The organism is Roseburia lenta, assembly GCF_014287435.1.
Lineage (GTDB): Bacteria > Bacillota > Clostridia > Lachnospirales > Lachnospiraceae > Pararoseburia > Pararoseburia lenta.
On sequence record NZ_JACOPG010000001.1, the window covers coordinates 148685 to 169810 of the forward strand.

General features: G+C 44.1%; 24 protein-coding genes. 10 read left to right on the forward strand and 14 right to left on the reverse strand.

Features of this window, described 5'->3' with window-relative positions:
* Positions 1 to 63 precede the first annotated feature (63 nt).
* From H8R94_RS00715 to H8R94_RS00745, 7 genes are read left to right on the forward strand one after another with little or no spacing between them, the layout of a single operon-like run.
* Complete coding sequence (locus H8R94_RS00715; RefSeq protein ID WP_118281215.1) at positions 64 to 1449, forward strand: HlyD family efflux transporter periplasmic adaptor subunit; 1386 nt, start codon at positions 64 to 66, stop codon at positions 1447 to 1449.
* A gap of 33 nt (positions 1450 to 1482) precedes the next feature.
* Positions 1483 to 2178 (forward strand): YggS family pyridoxal phosphate-dependent enzyme, encoded by a 696-nt coding sequence (locus H8R94_RS00720; RefSeq protein ID WP_118281214.1) that lies wholly within the window; start codon positions 1483 to 1485, stop codon positions 2176 to 2178.
* Between the two features lie 27 nt (positions 2179 to 2205).
* Positions 2206 to 2784, forward strand: a complete 579-nt coding sequence (locus H8R94_RS00725; protein ID WP_186853597.1) for a cell division protein SepF — start codon at positions 2206 to 2208, stop codon at positions 2782 to 2784.
* Between the two features lie 3 nt (positions 2785 to 2787).
* The gene (locus H8R94_RS00730) at positions 2788 to 3546 is read left to right on the forward strand and encodes a YlmH family RNA-binding protein (RefSeq protein ID WP_186853598.1); all 759 of its coding nucleotides are present in this window, start codon (positions 2788 to 2790) and stop codon (positions 3544 to 3546) included.
* A gap of 15 nt (positions 3547 to 3561) precedes the next feature.
* Complete coding sequence (gene aroB / locus H8R94_RS00735) at positions 3562 to 4659, forward strand: 3-dehydroquinate synthase (RefSeq protein ID WP_118534794.1); 1098 nt, start codon at positions 3562 to 3564, stop codon at positions 4657 to 4659.
* Between the two features lie 9 nt (positions 4660 to 4668).
* Positions 4669 to 5199, forward strand: coding sequence for a signal peptidase II (lspA, locus tag H8R94_RS00740; protein ID WP_178009268.1), 531 nt, complete (start codon positions 4669 to 4671; stop codon positions 5197 to 5199).
* A 2-nt stretch (positions 5200 to 5201) separates the two neighbouring features.
* Positions 5202 to 6110, forward strand: coding sequence for an RluA family pseudouridine synthase (locus tag H8R94_RS00745; RefSeq protein WP_186853599.1), 909 nt, complete (start codon positions 5202 to 5204; stop codon positions 6108 to 6110).
* Between the two features lie 163 nt (positions 6111 to 6273).
* Here H8R94_RS00745 and lexA read toward each other — a convergent pair whose 3' ends face one another.
* Positions 6274 to 6888, reverse strand: a complete 615-nt coding sequence (gene lexA, locus H8R94_RS00750) for a transcriptional repressor LexA (RefSeq protein WP_118281208.1) — start codon at positions 6886 to 6888, stop codon at positions 6274 to 6276.
* A gap of 187 nt (positions 6889 to 7075) precedes the next feature.
* On the opposite strand from lexA, the gene yneA reads away from it, so the two are divergent.
* The 3 genes from yneA (at position 7076) to H8R94_RS00765 (ending at position 9587) form a co-directional block, all read left to right on the forward strand.
* Entirely contained in the window at positions 7076 to 7396 is a 321-nt protein-coding gene (gene yneA, locus H8R94_RS00755) for a cell division suppressor protein YneA (RefSeq protein ID WP_158573032.1), read from the forward strand.
* Between the two features lie 88 nt (positions 7397 to 7484).
* Positions 7485 to 8207 carry a lysophospholipid acyltransferase family protein gene (locus H8R94_RS00760; protein WP_118281206.1) on the forward strand — a complete coding sequence of 241 codons (723 nt, stop codon included), beginning with the start codon at positions 7485 to 7487 and terminating at the stop codon, positions 8205 to 8207.
* 312 nt (positions 8208 to 8519) lie between these two features.
* A complete protein-coding gene (locus H8R94_RS00765; protein WP_118281205.1) occupies positions 8520 to 9587 on the forward strand; it encodes a tyrosine-type recombinase/integrase in 1068 nt (355 codons plus the stop codon).
* Between the two features lie 40 nt (positions 9588 to 9627).
* Here the strand turns inward: H8R94_RS00765 and rsfS are convergent, their stop codons facing one another.
* The 13 genes from rsfS to hisD all read right to left on the reverse strand — a co-directional run bounded on the left by rsfS (position 9628) and on the right by hisD (position 21119).
* Positions 9628 to 9984 carry a ribosome silencing factor gene (rsfS, locus tag H8R94_RS00770; protein WP_118281204.1) on the reverse strand — a complete coding sequence of 119 codons (357 nt, stop codon included), beginning with the start codon at positions 9982 to 9984 and terminating at the stop codon, positions 9628 to 9630.
* Positions 9985 to 10001: 17 nt separating this feature from the next.
* The gene (gene nadD / locus H8R94_RS12315; protein WP_330592947.1) at positions 10002 to 11216 is read right to left on the reverse strand and encodes a nicotinate-nucleotide adenylyltransferase; all 1215 of its coding nucleotides are present in this window, start codon (positions 11214 to 11216) and stop codon (positions 10002 to 10004) included.
* Positions 11217 to 11232: 16 nt separating this feature from the next.
* Positions 11233 to 11520, reverse strand: a complete 288-nt coding sequence (gene yhbY / locus H8R94_RS00780) for a ribosome assembly RNA-binding protein YhbY (RefSeq protein WP_118281372.1) — start codon at positions 11518 to 11520, stop codon at positions 11233 to 11235.
* 14 nt (positions 11521 to 11534) lie between these two features.
* A complete protein-coding gene (obgE, locus tag H8R94_RS00785; RefSeq protein ID WP_118534789.1) occupies positions 11535 to 12815 on the reverse strand; it encodes a GTPase ObgE in 1281 nt (426 codons plus the stop codon).
* Between the two features lie 126 nt (positions 12816 to 12941).
* Entirely contained in the window at positions 12942 to 13232 is a 291-nt protein-coding gene (gene rpmA / locus H8R94_RS00790; protein ID WP_118281201.1) for a 50S ribosomal protein L27, read from the reverse strand.
* A 2-nt stretch (positions 13233 to 13234) separates the two neighbouring features.
* Positions 13235 to 13612 (reverse strand): ribosomal-processing cysteine protease Prp, encoded by a 378-nt coding sequence (locus H8R94_RS00795; protein WP_186853600.1) that lies wholly within the window; start codon positions 13610 to 13612, stop codon positions 13235 to 13237.
* Between the two features lie 15 nt (positions 13613 to 13627).
* Positions 13628 to 13936 (reverse strand): 50S ribosomal protein L21, encoded by a 309-nt coding sequence (rplU, locus tag H8R94_RS00800; RefSeq protein ID WP_118281199.1) that lies wholly within the window; start codon positions 13934 to 13936, stop codon positions 13628 to 13630.
* A gap of 143 nt (positions 13937 to 14079) precedes the next feature.
* Positions 14080 to 15291 (reverse strand): ribonuclease E/G, encoded by a 1212-nt coding sequence (locus tag H8R94_RS00805; RefSeq protein ID WP_186853601.1) that lies wholly within the window; start codon positions 15289 to 15291, stop codon positions 14080 to 14082.
* Complete coding sequence (locus H8R94_RS00810) at positions 15278 to 16012, reverse strand: TIGR03936 family radical SAM-associated protein (RefSeq protein WP_178009413.1); 735 nt, start codon at positions 16010 to 16012, stop codon at positions 15278 to 15280. The genes H8R94_RS00805 and H8R94_RS00810 overlap by 14 nt, the downstream gene beginning before the upstream one ends.
* Positions 15996 to 17867, reverse strand: coding sequence for a TIGR03960 family B12-binding radical SAM protein (locus H8R94_RS00815; RefSeq protein ID WP_186853602.1), 1872 nt, complete (start codon positions 17865 to 17867; stop codon positions 15996 to 15998). The genes H8R94_RS00810 and H8R94_RS00815 overlap by 17 nt, the downstream gene beginning before the upstream one ends.
* A gap of 23 nt (positions 17868 to 17890) precedes the next feature.
* The gene (gene hisIE / locus H8R94_RS00820) at positions 17891 to 19174 is read right to left on the reverse strand and encodes a bifunctional phosphoribosyl-AMP cyclohydrolase/phosphoribosyl-ATP diphosphatase HisIE (RefSeq protein WP_118281195.1); all 1284 of its coding nucleotides are present in this window, start codon (positions 19172 to 19174) and stop codon (positions 17891 to 17893) included.
* 26 nt (positions 19175 to 19200) lie between these two features.
* Positions 19201 to 19797: an imidazoleglycerol-phosphate dehydratase HisB gene (hisB, locus tag H8R94_RS00825; protein WP_118281194.1), complete on the reverse strand. Its 597-nt coding sequence runs from the start codon at positions 19795 to 19797 to the stop codon at positions 19201 to 19203.
* Between the two features lie 26 nt (positions 19798 to 19823).
* Positions 19824 to 21119, reverse strand: a complete 1296-nt coding sequence (gene hisD / locus H8R94_RS00830; RefSeq protein ID WP_186853603.1) for a histidinol dehydrogenase — start codon at positions 21117 to 21119, stop codon at positions 19824 to 19826.
* Positions 21120 to 21126 lie beyond the last annotated feature (7 nt).

Consider the following 21126-nt stretch of genomic DNA (forward strand, 5'->3'; position numbering starts at 1 on the left):
AACCTCCTTTTTAGATAGTATGGGACAGGTAAGGCGCGATTATACATGCCAAGGAGCAGTTTTTTGAAAAGAAATGATAATATTATAAAATTTCATAAGCAGATACAGATCAATATCGGACTGATCATTTTTGGTATTATCTTTATTTATGTACTTTTCCATATCTTCAGTTATATGACTTCGGATAATATCACGGTCTACGAGGTACAGGAGGGGACGATCGCACAGAATTACATCTATCAGGCGCTGGCAATCCGTCAGGAGCAGGTTGTCAACGCGGATAGTTCCGGAGATATTTTTTATTATGCATCCAATCTGGATCAGGTAGGAGTCAAATCCAATATTTACTCTATTGACACTTCGGGAGAGATTACCAAGCAGTTAAAGAGCCATGCCACGGATACGACAGCACTGACGGATAATGATATGAGCCGCCTACAAAAGCAGATCGGTGATTTTGTCTATGATTATGACAGCAATCAGTTCCAGAAGGTCTATTCCTTTAAGTCAGATCTTTCTTCCAATCTGCAACAGTATTATAGCAATAGTCTCATGTCAGAGATTGCACCGCAGATCGAACAGGCGACGCAGGAAGGAAAATTTTCCATTTATACGGCACCGACCTCCGGTGTGGTCGTCTACCAGACGGATGGCTATGAGGGGCTGACATTGGATCAGGTCACATCAGAATCTTTTGATACGGGCAATCTTTCCGTGACCAATCTAAAGACGCAGGAGAGTGTAGAAGCAGGGAAACCGGCATATAAACTCATCACCTCCGACGACTGGAATATGATCATGCCGATCGACGAAGACCTGGTCAAGATCATCCAGGACGAGAAGATGGAATATATCGAGATCCGTTTTGCCGCGGACAATGCGACGACCTGGGCGGCATGCAGCATCACGGAAAAGGCAGGCGATTACTATCTGGTGCTGAGTCTGGATGATAGCGTTGCCCGTTATGGGGATTCCCGTTTTATCCCGATCGAACTTTTGTTAAATGAGGAGTCGGGGCTCAAGATTCCAAACAGTGCTATCGTGGAAAAAGAATTTTTCACTGTTCCGAAGGCTTATTTCTTTATGGGAAATGATTCCGATTCTTCCGGTCTGATGGTGCGGGATAAGAAGGGCGATTCGCAGTTCGTAGCACCAACGATCTATTATGAGACGGACGATTATTACTATATTGATTCCGAGGATGTCAAAAAGGATACCGTTATTTTAAAACCGGATTCGCAGGAAACCTACACCATCGGTTCTGAGACAGCATCTTTACAGGGCGTGTATAATATCAATAAGGGCTATGCGGTATTTAAGCAGATCAATATCTTATATCAGAACGAGGATTATGCCATTATCAGTACCGGCACGACCTATGGACTTTCCCTGTACGACCACATTGTGTTGCAGGGAGATCTGGTAAAGGAAAATCAGATCATTCGTTGATCAATCCATACATTTATTTTGAGGAGGAAAGGCATGTTAAAAGAAAATCTAAGAGAAGTTGAAGGACGCGTTGAGGCAGCATGTAAAAGAGCCGGACGCGATGTGAGTGAGGTTACACTGATCGCTGTAAGCAAGACCAAACCGGTAGAAGACTTACAGGAGATCTATGATGCCGGCAAACGTGATTTTGGCGAAAATAAAGTACAGGAATTGTGTGCAAAGATGGAAGTTATGCCACAGGACATCAAGTGGCATATGATCGGCCATTTGCAGCGTAACAAGGTCAAATATATCGTTGGCAATGTTGCCCTGATCCATTCGGTTGACAGTTTCCGCTTGGCGGAAGAAATCAATATCCAGGCAAAGAAAAAGGGTATTGTCGTACCGATCCTGGTAGAGGTCAACATCGCAGAAGAAGAAAGCAAGTTTGGTGTTACCAGAGAAGATGCCATGGAATTAGTCAGACAGATCGCAACACTGGATGCGATCGAGATCAAGGGTCTCATGACAATAGCACCATATGTTGTAGAGGCCGAGGAAAATCGTCCTTATTTTCGCAAAATAAAGGAGTTATCTGTTGACATAGCAAAACAAAACATTGATAATGTATCTATGGATATTCTGTCTATGGGAATGACGGGTGACTTTGAAGTTGCGATCGAAGAGGGAGCGACCATGGTGCGCGTCGGGACAGGAATCTTTGGCAAAAGAAATTATCAAAACACCTAAAGGATATTAGTTAAGGAGAGATAAATCATGGCTTTTTTTGATCGTATGCTTGATGTGATGAAATTAGGCGAAGATGAAGACGATTACTACGACGATGATGAGATGTATGATGACGACGATTATGATGATTACGATGATTACGATGATCATTCTATCTTCCATCTGTTCGGCAAGAAAGACGATGACGAGGATGAGGAAGAAGATGAGCAGCCTCGTGTAGTCAAGGCAAAGCCGACACCAAGTGTCAAGGAGAAACCGGCAGCCAAGGCTTCGTCAAAGATCACACCAATGCGCGCTAGTAGAAAGGGTAATAGTACAAATATGGAAGTATGTGTTATAAAGCCGTCTTCATTTGAAGATGCAAGAGAGATATCCGAAACATTATTGGCAGATCGTACCGTGATCTTAAATATGGAAGGTCTGGATCTTGGACTTGCCCAGCGTATCATTGACTTTACCTCAGGATGCTGCTATGCGATCGATGGCAACCTGCAAAAGGTAAGCAATTATATCTTTATCATTACCCCGGCAGCCGTTGATATTTCGGGTGATCTGCAGGGAATCGTGGATGCCTTTGATTTTTCCGGCATTCAGACAGGATTTTAGATCATGAGTAAATGTGACAATCCGGATGAGATCCTACATCGCTTTTTAGATCTCGCCAATCAGGCAGACCGAAAAGGGATCGTATTATTTAGTAATTTCCTCAATATGTATGAAATTAACCTTTTACATCAGAATGAGAACCTTTTTTATACCGGGTTCTCATTATATGGAGGTTATCAGGAAGCAGAGCGTCAGATGGTAGCATTCCAGCCTGATGCTCTTTATTATAATTGGGAATATCCGATTTCCTGCGTGCAGGTAGAGCCACTCAACCATCGTTTTTCCGAGGATCTGTCCCATAGGGATATATTAGGGGCTTTGATGCACTTGGGTATCGACCGGTCTTTGATCGGAGATATCCTTATAAAGGACAAGTCGGCTTATATTTTCTGTGTAGAGAAGATGGCTGATTTTATCGCAAAGGAACTATACAAGATCAAACATACCCAGGTCATGACCCAGCGCGTAAAGCCTGTGGATCTGCATATTGAGATGCAGTACCGTACAGAAGAGGGCTTTATTGCCTCCAATCGTCTGGATGCTTTTGTGGCACAGGCATGCAAATTGTCCCGGGCGCAGGCAGCACAATTTATCCTGGGAGAGAATGTCTTTATTAACGGCGCACTTGTGACGAATCATAATCAGGGTTTAGCAGAGGGAGATGTCGTTTCCCTGCGTGGTCATGGCAAGTTACGTTTCGAGGCATTTTTAAATACAACAAAAAAGGGCAGACTGCATATAAGGTATGCCTGGTATGTATAAAAAGGAGAGACAGATATGGCACGACAGGTTCAGGTAAATTATCAGGAGAAACCCTGCTATAAGATCATTTTAAACCATTCTTTTGACGGATTTTTGGATGCGTTAGAGCAGGAAGGCATTGCCAGAGATCGGAAAATATGCATTGTCACAGACACTAACGTGGCAAAACTATACTTAAATGAAGTGACAGAGATCTGCAAAAATGCATTTCCAGTCGTCGAATACTTTGTATTTGATGCTGGCGAATCCTCTAAAAACATGGCTACAGTAGAGAAATTATATGAATATTTAATAAAACGCCACTTTGATCGCAAGGATTTGCTTCTGGCTTTGGGCGGTGGTGTTGTCGGTGACCTGACCGGATTTGCAGCCGCTACCTATTTACGTGGTATTGATTTTATCCAGATGCCAACGACCCTGCTTTCGCAGGTTGACAGCAGTATCGGAGGTAAGACCGGTGTAGACTTTTTACAATATAAAAATATGGTCGGTGCCTTTTATATGCCGCGTATGGTCTATATCAACATCCATAGTCTTTTGTCTCTGCCAAACTTACAATTTGCTTCCGGGATGGGAGAGATCATCAAACATGGACTGATCCGGGATGCATCTTATTATCAGTGGCTCAAAGATCATCAGGCTGCCATCCAGGCGCATGATGAGGATATTCTGGAAGAAATGGTCTACGGTTCTTGTCTGATCAAGAAGAATGTGGTTGAGACTGATCCAAAGGAACAGGGCATACGTGCCTATTTGAATTTTGGCCATACCATAGGACATGCCATTGAAAAGATGTCTGATTTTTCTTTGTATCATGGGCAATGCGTGGCAATCGGTATGCACAGTGGAGCATATCTGTCTTTCAAACGGGGACATATCACAAAAGACCAGTATGAGGATATTTTGGCGATGATTCAAGGCTTTGATCTGCCGGTCAGTGTATCCGACTATGATGCAGGGGAGATCCTTGCCAACACCAAGTCCGATAAAAAGATGGTGGGCGATAAGATCAAATTTATTGTATTGGAAAAAATCGGGCAGGCTGCTATCGACATGACCTTTAGTGATCAGGAATTATTAGAGGGCATTCAGGTTCTGCTTACAGATGAATGAGGTAACAGGATGAAAAGATCACTTGCGAAAAAATATATTTTGGCACTCATCGGCTTTGCAATTTTGGTATTTCTTGATCAGTGGACCAAGCAGTTGGCAGTCAGTCATCTGATGGATCAGGGGAATATCATATTGATCCCCGGCGTATTGCAGTTACATTATCTGGAAAATACGGGAGCAGCCTTTTCCATTATGGAGAATAAGACAATCTTCTTTTGCATCATTACGCCGATCTTATGTGCTCTGATGATCTGTCTTTTTATCAAATTGCCGGATAAAAAAGAATATGGCTCTCTGCGTCTGATCCTGGTCTTTTTATTAGCCGGAGCCATTGGCAATTTTATCGATCGGATCTCTTATCACTATGTGATTGACTTTATTTATTTTTCACTGATCAATTTTCCGGTCTTTAATGTAGCGGATATCTATGTGACCTGTGGGGTGATCTGCCTCTTCTTTTTGATCCTCTTTGTCTATTCGGACAAGGAGTTTGATGAGATCTCTGCGGCAGCACTTGGCAGGAAAAAGGAGCGCAAGTAGTTATGGCAGAGTATCATGTGACAGAGCAGGACCAGGGCATGCGCATCGATCAATTTTTATGTAAGTGTCAGCCGGATGTTTCCAGAAGTGCCATACAAAAATGGATCAAAGACGGCAATGTCCTTGTCCAAGGGAAAGCCTGCAAGGCAAATTATCGCATCAACAAAGGAGATACGATCGCTTTATTTGTACCGGAACCGGTAGAAGCATCCATCCAGCCACAGGATATCCCTTTGGATATCTTATATGAAGATAAAGACCTTCTGATCGTCAATAAGCCAAAGGGCATGGTCGTGCATCCGGCACCGGGGCATCCCGATGGTACACTGGTTAATGCCATTATGTATCACTGTAAGGAGTCGCTGTCCGGCATCAATGGAGAGATCCGTCCGGGCATTGTCCACCGAATCGATCAGGATACGACCGGATCTCTGATCGTATGTAAGAATGATCAGGCGCATATCAAGATCGCAGAACAGATCAAGGTACATTCGATCAACCGTATTTATCGGGGAATCGTGATCGGTCATCCGGCAGAGGATGAGGGACTGGTACACGCACCGATCGGGCGCAATCCTAATGATCGAAAGAAAATGGCGATCAATGAGAAGAATGGTAAAGATGCCATTACACATTACCGCCTGCTCAAGCGTTTTAAAGATTATTCCTATATGGAATTTAAGTTAGAAACCGGTCGGACACATCAGATCCGTGTGCATATGGCGTCCATTGGACATCCTTTATTGGGAGACGTCCTATATGGTCCAAAGAAGTGTCCTTACAAATTACAGGGACAGACACTGCATGCCGCGGTCATTGGCTTTGTGCATCCAACCAGCGGGGAATATCTGGAGGTCGAGGCGCCATTACCGGATTATTTCAAATATTTACTGGAGATATTGCCGGAATAGAAGGCTAATCTAAAAAAGAATACAGATGTTTTAAAAGAAAACGGACACCGCTTGGTCTGTATGGAAATCCTACATGACAAGGCAATGTCCGTTTTATGCTTTTATATAATTCCTGGTACAGGAAAACGGGCAAAGCCCTGTAAATAAATATGCCATGCAAAAATCAGAAGAAGCGGAAGACACCAAATACAACGCCGAGGATCTGGCAATCCGGGACGATGATCGGATCCATGTTGTCGTTTTCCGGCTGCAGGCGTATGTGTCCGTCTTCTTTATAGAAAGTCTTTACCGTAGCAGAATCATCCACCAGGGCAGCGACCATATCACCGTTGGAAGCCGTATTCTGCTGCTTGACAATGATCACATCACCATCACAGATACCGGCATTGATCATGCTTTCGCCCTTGACACGGAGCATAAAGGTATCCTGATTTGGCATGTATTCTGCAGGGATCGGGAAATAATTTTCGATATTCTGAATGGCTAATAGCGGCTGACCTGCGGCAATAGAACCGATGATCGGAACGTTGACCATCTCACGCCGGGTCAGATTAAAACTGTCATCCACGATCTCGATCGCACGCGGCTTGGACGGGTCTCTGCGGATATAGCCGTTTTTCTCCAGGGATTCCAGATGAGAGTGGATAGAAGATGTAGACTTTAAATGTACTGCATCGCATAACTCTCTGACGGTAGGCGGATAGCCTCTATTTAAGATCTCCTGCTTGATGTATTCTAAGATTTCACGCTGCTTTGGTGTAATGCGTCCGTATTCCATAGAAAGCTCCCTTCGTAAACAAATAGATAAATGATTTATTCAGATTATAGCATAGGAAAGTATAAAAAGCAAACATACATTCCGAAAATTTGTTCGAAAAACTTCTTGACAAACATCTGTTCGCGTTGTATTCTAATACCAGAACAAAGGTTCGTTCTGATACATTTTGAGAAAGAGGATGAGAGATATGACAAAGAGAATCCAGCAAAAGCAGTGTATTTTATTTTATTTGTTGATGGCAATCGCTATTATGGTTACCGTTATCTGTGCCTTTGCTATGACATCCAATGCCAAGCAAGACCACAATATGTACAAGTATTATACCAGCGTCCAGGTAGAGGATGGGGATTCCCTTTGGTCTATCGCCAAGGAGTACTCTGATGTAGACTCTTACGCATCTTATACCGATTATATTGATGAGGTGAAGCAGATCAACCATATCTCCGGGGATGACATTCATGCAGGAGAGTATCTGACGATACCTTATTATTCCGCACAAGTACAGTAGTTTGCTTGTCTTTTCCCACTATTACCAGTATAATATAGATTGTAGTTAAATTATATTTACCTACAGGATAGAGGGAGAAATTGAATTTATGTTACGATTTATTTTAGTAGTACTTGCCAATGTAAAGCGTGGACCATATCTGATTCCCAAGATGCGAAAGATGTTCCATCATCCGGAGCGTTATTCCGAGCAGGTACGTTATGCATTTGCACAGAAACTGATCAATTACATGAAATCTTCCGGCAAGATCAAGACGGAAGTCTATGGCACCGAGAATTTACCTTTAGAGGGCGGTTATGTGATGTATCCCAACCACCAGGGCAAGTATGATGCATTAGGGATTATATATGCTCACAAGCAGCCCTGTTCCTTTGTTATGGACAAGGCAAAGTCCAATTCCTTTTTGGTCAAGGAACTGGTCGATATGTTGGGTGCCAAGCGTCTGGAACTGGATAATGTCAGACAAAATCTTACCGTTATCAATGAGATCACAGAGGAAGTCAAGCAGGGCAAGAAATACATCCTGTTTTCAGAAGGTGGTTATGATAGGAATCGCAACAAGGTACAGCAATTTAAGCCGGGAAGTTTTAAATGTGCGGTTCGTTCCAAAACACCGATCGTACCGGTTGCATTGATCGATTCCTACAAGCCTTTCAACAGTTTGGAATTTGGAACAGTTACGACCAAGGTTGTTTTTTTACCAGCCATCTATTATGACGAGTATAAAGATATGAAGACACCGGAAATTGCCAAACTGGTTCGCCAGCGCATCATTGCCCGCATGGCAGACTTTGCTGTGGATGCCGGCTGACAGGCATCGATCTGATCGGTATAAGGTAATACAACAATTATGATCCGATGAAGGGCAATCAAGTTTTCTTCGGATGTATAAGAAACTGCTATGGTATCTATGATTATAAATTTGAATGAGAATAAATAGGTGACATAGCAGTATTTGTTTGAAAATGTATCGTGCGGATAAATATCTGTTTTTCCGAAAGATGTTGTGCCAAAAGACAGAAGATGATATACTTATATATAGAAACGCACCCAAAGACTTTTATGCATGCTATGCGTTTTCTTATGAGTTCCTAATGTTTTTATATATGGATGAGGATTTATTATGGGAAAAGATTCTGCTTATTACAAATCAAAAACAAGATCACAGAAAGTCAAACTGCGCGGTCTTATCGACCAGTTGCCGAGTTTGGCTGCAGATTATATCTACAGTAAAGAACTTACCACACAGCCCAGCACCTTGATATCTTATTGTTACGATCTGCTGACGTTTTTTCGCTTTTTACAGACGCATAATTCAACTTTAAAGGATCTTTCTTTGACAGAAATCCCTTTGTCCGTCCTGGATCACTTACAATCAGAAGATATTGTGGAATACCAACGTTATCTGGAGTTAAATTTAGATGGTGAAATGCATGAAAACGGTAAGAAAGCCATCGCACGGAAAATGTCGCCTTTGCGAGGTTTATTTCAGTATCATTATGAACGCAAGAATATTTCAGATAATCCGATGATACTGGTCAAATTGCCAAAGTTAAAAAAGGATAAAAACATTGTCCGCATGAACAATTATGAGGTGCAGGCACTTTTAAATGTCATTGAAAATAATGCCGGCGTGCCTATGACCGAAAGACAAAGAAAATATGCCGCCAAGACCCAGAAAAGAGATCTTGCTATCATGACCCTTATGCTTGGCACCGGCATCCGTGTTTCGGAATGTCGTGGTCTGGATTTAAACGATCTGGATTTTAATGTCAATTCTATGACCATTGTCCGCAAAGGTGGTGGGCAGGATGTCTTGTATTTTAGTGATGAAATCCATCAGGTCTTAGATGACTATATCTGTTCGGAACGCGCCCTGATCACGCCATATGAGGCGGATGCTCCTGCCCTCTTCTACTCTATCCAAGGACGGCGCATGAGCGTAGATTCCATCGAACGTCTGGTAAAGCGTTATGCACAGATGGCGGTGCCCAACAAAAAGATCACACCGCACAAACTGCGCAGTACCTATGGCACAGCCCTTTACCGTGAGACAGGCGATATCCGTCTGGTAGCCGATGTTTTAGGGCATGAAAATATCAATACCACCATTGATTATTATGCTGCCATGGAGGATGAACACAAGCGTCAGGCAGCAAATGCCGTAAATTATAAACGCAAGGATCTATGATCGGATCCTTGCGTTTTCTTATACCTTACGACTTATCATTTTATAAATTATCCAGTTCTTCTGCAGAGAGAACACGTCCATCCTGCCAGATCTTTTCCAAATTATAGAAAAGCCGGTCATCCTGTGAAAACAGATGCACGATCACATCTTCGTAGTCCATCAGGATCCAGGTAGAAGAACGATTTCCTTCAACCTGCTTTGCGTGGATCCCATGCTCATACATTTCCTTGTCTACTTCATTTTGCATAGCAAGCAACTGGTTCTGACTTCCGCCACTGGCAACGATAAAGTAGTCAGCCATAACGGAAAGTCCCTTAATATCAATTACTTTGATGTCTTCTGCTTTCTTTTCGTCCAAAGCATGACATACCAATTTCACCATTTCCTTGATTTCCATAAATTTTGCTCCTTTTTTTATTTTTGCAAGTTTTTATAGTATTCATATGTTTCTAAAGTCATCGGATCCATATCGGATGGACTCTGACTTAAATATTGGACAGAATCCTCCAAGATCATAAAAAGTCCGGCATCGATATCTGCAAAAGATTTACGGCGTATCTCTTCCAAATGTGGCGCTTTGTCACGGTGCGGCTCTATATAATCCGCAATATAAATGATCTTATCCAGAAGATTCATATCCGGACAGCCGGTCGTATGCACAGCAATTGCATGCAGGACCTGTGGATCTGTAATATCATATTTCTTTTTTGCAAGGTAAGCACCGACTTTTCCGTGTAATAAATGCGGATGCCGGTTCTCGATATCTGTAACCGTAATTTTTTGCTTATGACAGATGTCTAATCGCTTTTCGTCGCTGAGACATTTAGCACAATCATGCAGCAAACCGGCAACCATGGCCTTTATCTGCGGATAGCCATGGACGGATGCCAGATTGCCTGCCGTATACATGACTCCCAAGGTATGTTCAAAACGTTCCGGTTTTAACTCCCTTTTGACCTTTTTTTGTAAAGTATCGATCAAAGAAAGCGGATAGTCTGCCTGATATAATTGATGCTCAGCAATATAAGAAAGCACCGCATCCGGTAGCATGGATAAATTCGTTTCCATTTCCCCTGCTTGCAGACATTTGCGGATATAGGAAGAAGAAATATCCATCACCTCTACCGGCATCTCAATAAATTCCGTCGAGAATTTCTGCCGATATGTCTCTATACGCTCGTTAAATGCCATTGGATGGGCTTTTTTGATAGCAGCCTTATCCAGTGGACGTTTGGCGACGACAATTTTACAGACGGCACAGATGCGCTCCGGATGCACCCATTGATCGAACATGGCAAAAGAATCTTCGCCAATGATAAAATAAAAATCTGCATTTTGACCATACTGCGCATGTAATTCTTCCAAGGTCTCCCAGGAATAACACGGTGTCTTTTTTTCTAATTCAATATCACAGAGCAAAAATGCCCGTTCAGACGCGATCGCAGCATTTACCATATTCTTACGGTGCCAGGCAGACACATGTTCTGCAACATCCTTGTGTGGCGGTGTTCCCGCCGGCAAAAACCAGACTTCATCCAGGGAAAGAAAATCTCTGGCACATCTTGCAATATTCAAATGTCCTTCGTGAATGGGATTGAAGGTCCCACCTAAAATTCCAATTTTTTTCACAGCAAGCAACCTTTTTTTATTTTGGAAGTTCGATCTTTGGCTTTTTCGCCGCACGGTAAAGAACGATCTTTCTACCGATCACACGGACTACCTGGCTGTGGGTACGCTCTGCCATGGTCTCTGCAATGGCTCTTGGATCATCAAAACAATTCTTGAGCACGGATATCTTGATCAGTTCTCTTGCTTCTAAGGCTTCATCTACGGCAGTAATGATCTCCGGTGTCAGAGAAGATTTTCCAATCTGTAAAATCGGTGTCATTTTGCTTGCCAAACCTGATAAATAGGCTCTTTGTTTGTTATTCATCATTCTTTTGCTCCTTACTTATAATAATCGAACATCAGACCATACATGCGAACAGTATCGCCTTCCTCAATGCCAAGTTCCTCTAATTGCTTTAAAATGCCCTGCTCTTTCAAGAAACGCTGGAAGAAAAGGAATCCCTTTTCGGAATCAATATTGGTATAGCCCAGCATCTTCTCGATACGAGGTCCCTCTACCACATATTCGCCTTCTTCGTTGACTTCAACGGTAAACGGTTCTTCGCTAAAGAAACGCAGCGCCGGATCAAATTCAGGCTCATAGACGGTCACTTCCTCCGGACAAGTCTTTAAGAGTTCCTGTACGTGATACAAAAGTTCCTTTACACCCTGCCCGCTGACGGCGGAAATGGAAAAGACTTCGATGCCCTTTGGTTCAAATTCCTTGCGGAGTTTTTCGATGATCTCCTCACTGCCTTCCATGCAGACATCCATCTTGTTGGCTGCGATCACCTGTGGCTTTTCCAAGATCGCCGGATCATAGGCCTCTAATTCCTTATTGATCGCCTTGATGTCCTCAAGAGGATCCCTACCCTCAACAGAAGCACCGTCTACCATATGGATGATAACCTTGGTACGCTCAATGTGACGTAAGAATTCATGCCCCAGACCAATGCCTTCAGAGGCACCCTCGATCAATCCCGGAATATCCGCGATCACAAAGCCGTTGCCATCTAAATCTACCACACCAAGGTTTGGATTTAAGGTAGTAAAGTGGTAATTTGCGATCTTTGGCTTGGCATTTGTCACGCGGGAAAGGAAGGTGGATTTGCCGACATTTGGAAATCCGACCAGTCCGACATCAGCAATGACCTTCAACTCCAGTTGTACCTCGATCTCAATGGATTCGCCACCCGGCTGGGCATACTTTGGCGCCTGCATGGTGGAAGTCGCATAATGCTGATTGCCGAGGCCGCCACGTCCGCCGGTCAAAATGATCTGGCGTTTGTTGTCGCCGGACATGTCTGCAATGACTTTGCCGGACTCTGCATCCTTGATCACGGTGCCTTCCGGTACTTTTAATATAAGATCGGCTCCATTTTTACCGTGGCAGTTCTTTTTACCGCCCTCTTCGCCTGCCTGTGCGGCAAATTTCCTGCGATGGCGATAGTCTGTCAAGGTATTTAAGCCCTCGTCAACTTCAAATATGATATCGCCGCCCTTTCCACCGTCACCGCCGTCCGGACCGCCATTTGGTACAAATTTCTCGCGACGGAAACTGACATGTCCGTCGCCGCCTTTTCCTGATTTGATTATAATTCGTGCACGATCTGCAAACATATGATTACACCTTTCAAAAAATACTTGGTATACATTACTTTGTTATATAGTAGTATCCGCTTTCTAAATACTATTATATAACAAAGTAGACTCGGCTAAACAATAGTCGAGTCTACCAAAATGTTCTTAGTTTTCGCTTGCTACTGGATAAACACTAGCCTGCTTCTTGTCGCGGCCCTTTCTTTCGAAACGAAGAATACCATCTGCTGTTGCAAATAATGTATCATCACCACCGATACCTACGTTAGTACCTGGATGAATCTTTGTTCCACGCTGTCTGTAAAGAATATTTCCAGCCTTAACGAACTGTCCGTCCGCTCTCTTTGCGCCTAATCTCTTAGACTCTGAATCACGTCCGTTCTTAGTAGAACCAACTCCCTTTTTGTGGGCGAAAAATTGAAGATTCAACTTTAACATGTCTACACCTCCTCAAATTTTAGTGTAAGATACGAATCACCGTATTGCTTATAAATCTCTGTTAAGCCTAAGACCAGAACATCCATAAGTAAGTTCGATTCCTTGGAAACGGCCTCCGTAAATCGGAAATCAATCAGATTATCGGATTCCTCTTTCCCGGGAAAAAATCTTTTCTTTTTCGATGTCTTGGTATCGTCCTCTTTGCTATCCAAAGCATATGCATCCTCTGTGAATTGATCGATCCCATTGATGGTATTGATCACCAGCATGGATACTGCCGCGCAGACAATGTCTTTGCCGGCTTGTTCAAATCCTGCATGTCCACTGCAACGGATGCCCCGATACTGCTCCTGATCTTTGAAAATCGTTATCGAAATCATAACAATTCCTATCGATTATCCATTAATCTTATTGATCTGTACTTGTGTGAACGCCTGTCTATGACCGTTCTTATTGTGATAGCCAGTCTTTCTCTTGTACTTGTAAACGATTACCTTTTTACCTCTGCCTTCTTTAACGACAGAAGCTTCTACAGTTGCGCCTTCAACGGTCGGATTACCAATCTTTAATCCGTTATCGCTGATAGCCAGAACCTGATCAAATGTAACCTTTTCACCAGCTTCTACTCCAAGCTTTTCAATGGTAATGATATCGCCTTCAGATACTTTGTACTGCTTACCACCTGTTGCTATAATTGCGTACATATGGCACCTCCTATTATCATTACTCGCCAACTACGGTGTGCAAAATGCAACTTAAACCTCGTTGTGCGGCATACCTTGATATATTAGCATAGGAATCTGCTTTCGTCAATCGTTTGTCGGAAATTATGTCGATATTTTGTATTTTATTGCGTACAATATGAAAGTGCTTGCTGCAAGGACTGATATTTCTTGGCGCGTGTGATCTCCATAAGGTCTAAGCGGGTAAAATCCACAACATTCGCCTTGACATAATCCTCTTTTAAGAGGGACTTCATATAAGTAGTCAGTGCGTCTTTTTGCTCCTTATTTTTCAAATTGATAAAATCGACCACAATGATGCCGCTGATATTGCGCAGACGCACTTGTCTGGCGATCTCCTTGGCAGCTTCCATATTGTTGGAGAGGTAATAATCATCCTTCTTTTTCTTTTTGGTATTGTTGCCACTGTTGACATCAATGACCGTCAGTGCCTCCGTCGGCTCAATGACAAGGTAGCCACCGGAAGAAAGATAGACCTTTTGGGCAAGCGCCTGGGTCAGCATCTGCTCTATGCCGTAAAGCTGTTTGAGGGAATAGGCAGGATCTGCATACAGGCGTACCGGTATGCCCTCGGTATCAGTTTCTTTTAACCGGTCATACCAGACAGGATCATCGGTTACGATCTCTGTCAGACCTTCTCTTTGAAAACGATCTATATGCTCAAAAAAAGGATGCCTTTGTCCCGACACCGAAAGAAGTGATCCAGCGACAAGGTGCTTCGCTCTTGAAAGCAGGTCACTCACGCTATCCTGCAGCATCCGGTATTCGGCATATAAGAGATCCTCGTCACATTCCATCGCATTGGTTCGCACAACGATCCCTAAATTTTCGTCTGCAACCCGGTCCAGAAAACCACTCTGGATCTGTTTTCGCCTTTCCCCAGAGATCTTCTTGGAGATCCCATGTAAGCGGTTGCCTGTCGTGAGCAAGAGATGCGCGGAAGAAAAGGAAAGGTTGGTCGAAACGCAGATTTCCTTGGATTTGATTGCATCACGGATGACCTGTACGAGCAATTCATCCCCCTCCACTAAGGCATCCTTCTTTCCGTTCTTTCCGGTAAAGATGATATTTTCCATAGCGGTATCTTCCATAGGATAAAAGAAGGTCAGGTCATCTGCCTTCAAAAAGGCGGCATGTATCTGGGGCATCACCCGATCGACCCTTGCAACATAAATATTGCCGATCAAGGATGGTGAACTTGCATCATATGGATGGATCTCGATGGGATGATCGTGCGCGTCCAGATAGAGCAAAAGTTCCATCTGCTTTTGCCCGCTTGTCCATTCTGTAATAAAGCAACGATTATTCTTTGTCATGACCGATCTCTCCCAAAGATACAAAGTCCGGAGCCTGACCGGTCAGCATATCCTCTCTATGGATAAAGAAGTCATATCTGCCTAAGTCGGTCTTTCCCATGCTTCTAAAAAAGTGATCCAGCACCAGTTCCGGCTTGATATTATCCGTACTGCCGGTGGAGACTAAAAGCGAAAAGATAATACCGCTGTCTCCGCAGGAATTGCAGACCTCAGAGATGGTAAAGTCATAGATCAAAGGTTTCAGATCCAATTCGCGCTCTCCCTTTTTGGTCTTTTTGATGATGGGAATGGTCCCTGCATCATCAAAAAAGGCTTTTTTGGCAGCCTGCAACTCTGTAATCGTATAAGGAAACTTCTCCGGGTGCTTATAGGATAAAATATAAGAGGCGGCGCTCACGGAGGACATGGCATTTTGCGCATTGTCCGGCAAATAGCGGAAAGACGTCACTTCCATGCCGTCTACCATAGCAGCCTGCAAACGCTGCAAGGCTTCCTGGCTTGGCACAAACTCTTTTAATTCAATATCCATATATTCGCCCGAACTGCTCAGACCAACGCCCAGCGGAGCCGCGAAAGACATGATCTGATGCGGGTTAAAACCTTCGGAATACTTGATCGGCAGTCCGCTTCTGCGGATGGCTTTCTGGAAATACCGCATGATGTCCAGATGACCGATATAGACCATACTGCCGCTCTTGCTAAATTTAATTCTTACCTTCAAAACAAATGCCTCCTCCAAATGATGCTGCACCGCAACCGGAGCATTGCATTTTACAGTTTGGTGTTACCACCTGATCGATGGTCGCACGCTTCCATTCGCGTACAAAAAATTCCTTGCGCACACCAACATCAATAAAATCCCATGGCAGAACTTCATCCAAAGGACGCTGGCGATAGACATAAAAATCAAGAGAGATACCGTTTCGCTCCAAGATCTCATGCCATTTATCGACATCAAAATAATCCGACCAGGCATCAAACATACAGCCTTCTTCATAGGCTTCGTAAATGGCTTTGGCAAGTCTGCGGTCGCCTCTGGCAAAAAGTCCCTCTAATACCGTCACATCCGCTTCATGCCAGTTATAACGCAGGCTTTTGTGGTTTAACTGCTCCTTCATCGTATCGTTGACAATTTTGGCGCGGCGGAGATATTCGCCTTTTTCATACATAGGTGCCCATTGAAATGGGGTAAAAGGCTTTGGTACAAAAAAGGAAGTGCTCATCGTGATCTGGCACTTGCCGTTGCGCTTGTCCTTTGGGATCTCATAATAGCGGGCCGCAATTTCATTGGCGAGTTCCGGGATGGCACGCATATCTTCTTCGGTCTCGGTCGGAAGGCCAAGCATAAAGTAAAGTTTTACCTTCTGCCAGCCGCCCTCAAATGCCATACCGGCACCGTTTAAAATGTCATCCTTGGTCAGTCCCTTATTGATGACATTGCGGAGCCGTTGGGAACCGGCTTCCGGGGCAAAGGTCAGACTGCTCTTTCTGACATCCTGTACCTTGCTCATGACATCCAAAGAAAAGGCGTCGATACGCAGGGATGGCAGGGAGATATTGACACCATCTCCACAGCAGTCGTCGATCAGGAAATTGATCAGTTCCGGCAACTGGGTATAATCACTGGAACTCAAGGAACTCAAAGAGATCTCCTCGTGTCCGGTCGAGTCTAACATTTCCTTGGCATAGGTCTTTAAAAGATCCAGACTCTTTTCACGGTTGGGACGATAGACCATACCTGCCTGACAGAAACGACAACCACGGATGCAGCCACGCTGGATCTCTAAGACCACGCGGTCCTGTGTGGCACGCACAAACGGAACCAAAGGCTTGGTCGGATAGGCGCCCTCATCCATATTAACCAGTACCTGACGCTTTACCTTTTCCGGGACATCCGCAAAACGCGGTGTCATGGCTGCGATCGTTCCGTCTTCCTGATAAGTCACTTCATACAAAGATGGCACATAGATGCCCGGGATCTGAGCAGCCTTGCGAAGAAATTCCGCTCTGGTGTAGTTTCCGACATGCTTCATATCTTTATATAGACTCAAGAGCGCATCATAAGAGATCTCGCCCTCACCGATATAGCACAGATCACAAAAGTCAGCAATCGGCTCCGGATTGTAGGTACAAGGTCCTCCGCATAAAATGATCGGATCCTGATCCGAACGGTCTTTCTGCCACAAAGGGATCTGGGCAAGGTCTAAGATCTGCAGGATATTGGTATAGCACATCTCGTACTGCAAGGTGATGCCAACAAAGTCAAAATCCTTGATGGGATCTTGTGTTTCTAACGCAAAAAGAGGGATATCCTCCTCTTTCATGATCTTATGCAGATCCGGCCAGGGAGAATATACTCTCTCACAGTAAACATCATCTCTTCTGTTAAACATTTCATAAAGGATCTGGATGCCAAGATGAGACATACCGATCTCATAGACATCCGGGAAACACATGGCAAAACGGATATCGACCTTGGAGGGATCCTTCTTTACCATGTTCAGTTCATTGCCGATGTATCTTGCAGGCTTATCGAGTTGCATTAAGATATCATCTGACAGTGCTAGTTTATTCATATATTGTATAATTCCTCTCGCTTTTATCTCTGGGAAAGTTCGCGTGTAATGTCTTCCCAAGTCAGTCCTTTTTCCACCATCAAGACCATCATGTGATAGAGGAAATCAGACATTTCATACTTGACTTCTTCGTTGTCCGGGTTCTTGGCAGCGATCACGATCTCCGTCGCTTCCTCTCCGACTTTCTTTAAAATCTTGTCGATACCTTTATCGAACAGATAATTGGTATAGGAACCTTCCTTTGGATGCTCCCTGCGGTCAGCAATCACCTGGTAAACGGACTCAAAGACCTTGAGTGGATTGCGCTCTGTGTACTCTTTTTTGATGATCTCATTGAAAAAGCAGCTTGGTGCGCCGGTGTGGCAGGCAATACCGCCCACCTGGGATACCTTGGCTAAAATAGTATCATAATCGCAGTCAGCGGTTAACGACTTGACATATTGGGTGTGTCCGCTTGTCAAACCCTTGATCCAGAGTTCCTGTCTGCTTCTGCTGTAATAGGTCATCTTGCCGATACGGATCGTCGTGTTAAAGGCTTCCTCATTCATATAGGCAAGCATGAGAACCTCGCCGGTCTGATAATCCTGCGCAATCACAGGCACCAGTCCGTCTGCATTTACTTTCAGATCGCTCCAGGCAAGTTTTGGCTCAAAATTGTCCATCTTGATGCCGGCATCGGAAAGTTCACATTTGACCTGCATGATATCGGTCTGGGTATCGTTGATAAAGGAACCGCAGATACCACGGATCTTGTCAGACTTTAAAAGGTCGATCACATCTTTAAAGTTGTAAGAATCTACATCAACAATGTAAGGTACATTGGTAATGCTCTCAATGCTGTTTAAAAGTGTGCGATCATAGATCACAAGTTCATGGACATGGTCTTCCAGGACATCCTTGGTCTTAAAGAGAAAATCCACATTTGTCAGGGATACCAGCATTTTCTCCGCTCCAAAGCGGGCACTGGCTTCCTTTAAGATCTCGATCGCGGATGGCTTGGAGCCGTTTAAAATGACTTCCACACAGCCGGCATAAAGAAATTTCTTAACATCTTCCAGTCGCTTAATGTTGCCGCCGCCACAGGTCTTGATCTCGATATTACGGTTGATCTCACGGATGGCTAAAATGTTTTTCTCATGTTCTTCATCTTCCGAAGAAAGATCATAACAAATGATCTTGTCAATACCACTGTCGTTGTAGAGGCGTGCCAATTCTAAGACATCCTGCTTTTCGTCGGTATGCTTTGGATCACGCACTGCCATCCCATCTTTTAAATAGATTGTTGCTACGATATTTTTGTGTTCCATCTTAGTATGTTCACTTTCTATTGATTTTAAGCCAGACTTCCCTTGGTGGAAAGAATGTCTGCGATTCTCGGATCCTTGGTCGTTGCCGCATCCAGAGCCTTTGCAAAAGCCTTGAACATGGCTTCCGCCATATGATGATTGTTGCCGGATTTTAATACCTGTATATGCAGGTTCATGCCTGCACTATAGGAAATGGCATAGAAAAATTCGCGGATCATCTCCGTATCCATATAGCCGATCCGATCGGTGGTAAATTCTGCATCAAAAGACAGATAAGGTCTGCCGGACAAGTCTATGGCACAAAGCACTAAAGTCTCATCCATAGGTAAGATACAGGAGCCATAGCGACAGATTCCCTTTTTATCGCCCAGTGCCTGCTTGATAGCCTCACCCAGAACAATGCCACAGTCTTCGATCGTATGGTGGCAGTCCACGATCAGGTCTCCCTTGATCTTTACATCCAGATCAAAAAGTCCGTGTCTGGCAAAGCCCTCCAACATATGGTCGAAAAAGCCGATATCCGTGGAGATCATCGATTTGCCACTGCCGTCGATCGTAAATGTCAGATCGATATCTGTTTCCTTTGTTGTGCGCACACAGTGGGCGCGTCTTACATCACTCACCCTTTATCCCTACTTTCTACATAATCTTAAACATCTTCAAATCTTACTTTAATCGAATTTGCATGCGCCGTCAACTGCTCACACTCTGCAAACTGCACAATGTCACGGTAGACATCTTCCAGCGCCTCTCTGGAATAAGAAATGATGCTGGATTTCTTGATAAAATCATCAACACTGAGGGCAGAGAAGAATTTGGCGGTTCCATTGGTAGGAAGTACATGGTTTGGACCTGCAAAGTAGTCGCCAAGCGGTTCACTGCTGTATTCGCCAAGGAAGATAGCACCTGCATTTTTTACCCTTGTCATGGTATCAAACGGATTCTTGGTCACGATCTCCAAATGCTCGGATGCGATCTCATTTACCGTATCAATGGCAGTCTCCATATCCGGTGCGATCAGGATATAACCGTAGTTTTCCAAAGATTTTTCAATGATCGTCTTGCGGGATAATCTTGCCACAAAATAATCGATCTCCTTGGAAACCTGATCTGCCAGAGCACGGCTGGTCGTGATCAGGATAGCAGATGCCATTTCATCATGTTCTGCCTGTGACAAAAGGTCTGCCGCTACATATTCTGGATTTGCAGTCTCATCGGCTAAAACCAGAATTTCACTCGGACCGGCGATAGAGTCGATGCTGACATGACCGAACACTGCCTTTTTTGCCAATGCCACATAAATATTGCCGGGACCAACGATCTTGTCTACTTTCGGAATGGATTCCGTACCAAAAGCAAGGGCTGCGATCGCCTGGGCGCCACCAACTTTATAAATAGTATCAACACCGGCTTCTTTGGCAGCCACTAAGGTAGAGGCAGCAATCTTGCCATCAGCCCCAGGTGGTGTTGTCATATAAATATGAGGAACGCCCGCTACTTTTGCCGGAACGACATTCATCAGAACGGAAGACGGATAAACAGCCTTTCCGCCAGGAACATAAACGCCCACCTTATCCAAAGGTGTGACTTTCTGACCTAAGATCGTGCCGTTTTCGCCACTGGTGAACCAGGAATTCTGCAACTGCTTGCTGTGAAAAGCGCGAATATTGACCAAGGACTTGCGGATCACATCCAAAAGTTCTGGTGCAACTGTCGCATATGCCTCATTGATCTCCTCATCGGTCACAACGATATTGTCTGCATTGATCTCGGCACGGTCAAACTGCTTGGTGTAGGAAAAAACCGCCGCATCGCGATTCTTTCGCACTTCCTCGATGATGGCAGCCACGCGTGATTCGTATTCGCCATAACTGTTGGGACTTCTCTTTAAGAGAGATTCCAAAATATTGCTTGTTGTTTCTTTATTTAAGTCTAAGATCCTCATATCCCAT

Bases quoted from the DNA above. Each gene is read 5' to 3' on its own strand.
- H8R94_RS00720 (WP_118281214.1), top strand. From the start codon at position 1,483: ATGTTAAAAGAAAATCTAAGAGAAGTTGAAGGACGCGTTGAGGCAGCA.
- H8R94_RS00725 (WP_186853597.1), top strand. From the start codon at position 2,206: ATGGCTTTTTTTGATCGTATGCTTGATGTGATGAAATTAGGCGAAGAT.
- H8R94_RS00730 (WP_186853598.1), top strand. From the start codon at position 2,788: ATGAGTAAATGTGACAATCCGGATGAGATCCTACATCGCTTTTTAGAT.
- aroB (WP_118534794.1), top strand. From the start codon at position 3,562: ATGGCACGACAGGTTCAGGTAAATTATCAGGAGAAACCCTGCTATAAG.
- lspA (WP_178009268.1), top strand. From the start codon at position 4,669: ATGAAAAGATCACTTGCGAAAAAATATATTTTGGCACTCATCGGCTTT.
- H8R94_RS00745 (WP_186853599.1), top strand. From the start codon at position 5,202: ATGGCAGAGTATCATGTGACAGAGCAGGACCAGGGCATGCGCATCGAT.
- lexA (WP_118281208.1), bottom strand. From the start codon at position 6,888: ATGGAATACGGACGCATTACACCAAAGCAGCGTGAAATCTTAGAATAC.
- yneA (WP_158573032.1), top strand. From the start codon at position 7,076: ATGACAAAGAGAATCCAGCAAAAGCAGTGTATTTTATTTTATTTGTTG.
- H8R94_RS00760 (WP_118281206.1), top strand. From the start codon at position 7,485: ATGTTACGATTTATTTTAGTAGTACTTGCCAATGTAAAGCGTGGACCA.
- H8R94_RS00765 (WP_118281205.1), top strand. From the start codon at position 8,520: ATGGGAAAAGATTCTGCTTATTACAAATCAAAAACAAGATCACAGAAA.
- rsfS (WP_118281204.1), bottom strand. From the start codon at position 9,984: ATGGAAATCAAGGAAATGGTGAAATTGGTATGTCATGCTTTGGACGAA.
- yhbY (WP_118281372.1), bottom strand. From the start codon at position 11,520: ATGAATAACAAACAAAGAGCCTATTTATCAGGTTTGGCAAGCAAAATG.
- obgE (WP_118534789.1), bottom strand. From the start codon at position 12,815: ATGTTTGCAGATCGTGCACGAATTATAATCAAATCAGGAAAAGGCGGC.
- rpmA (WP_118281201.1), bottom strand. From the start codon at position 13,232: ATGTTAAAGTTGAATCTTCAATTTTTCGCCCACAAAAAGGGAGTTGGT.
- H8R94_RS00795 (WP_186853600.1), bottom strand. From the start codon at position 13,612: ATGATTTCGATAACGATTTTCAAAGATCAGGAGCAGTATCGGGGCATC.
- rplU (WP_118281199.1), bottom strand. From the start codon at position 13,936: ATGTACGCAATTATAGCAACAGGTGGTAAGCAGTACAAAGTATCTGAA.
- H8R94_RS00805 (WP_186853601.1), bottom strand. From the start codon at position 15,291: ATGACAAAGAATAATCGTTGCTTTATTACAGAATGGACAAGCGGGCAA.
- H8R94_RS00815 (WP_186853602.1), bottom strand. From the start codon at position 17,867: ATGAATAAACTAGCACTGTCAGATGATATCTTAATGCAACTCGATAAG.
- hisIE (WP_118281195.1), bottom strand. From the start codon at position 19,174: ATGGAACACAAAAATATCGTAGCAACAATCTATTTAAAAGATGGGATG.
- hisD (WP_186853603.1), bottom strand. From the start codon at position 21,119: ATGAGGATCTTAGACTTAAATAAAGAAACAACAAGCAATATTTTGGAA.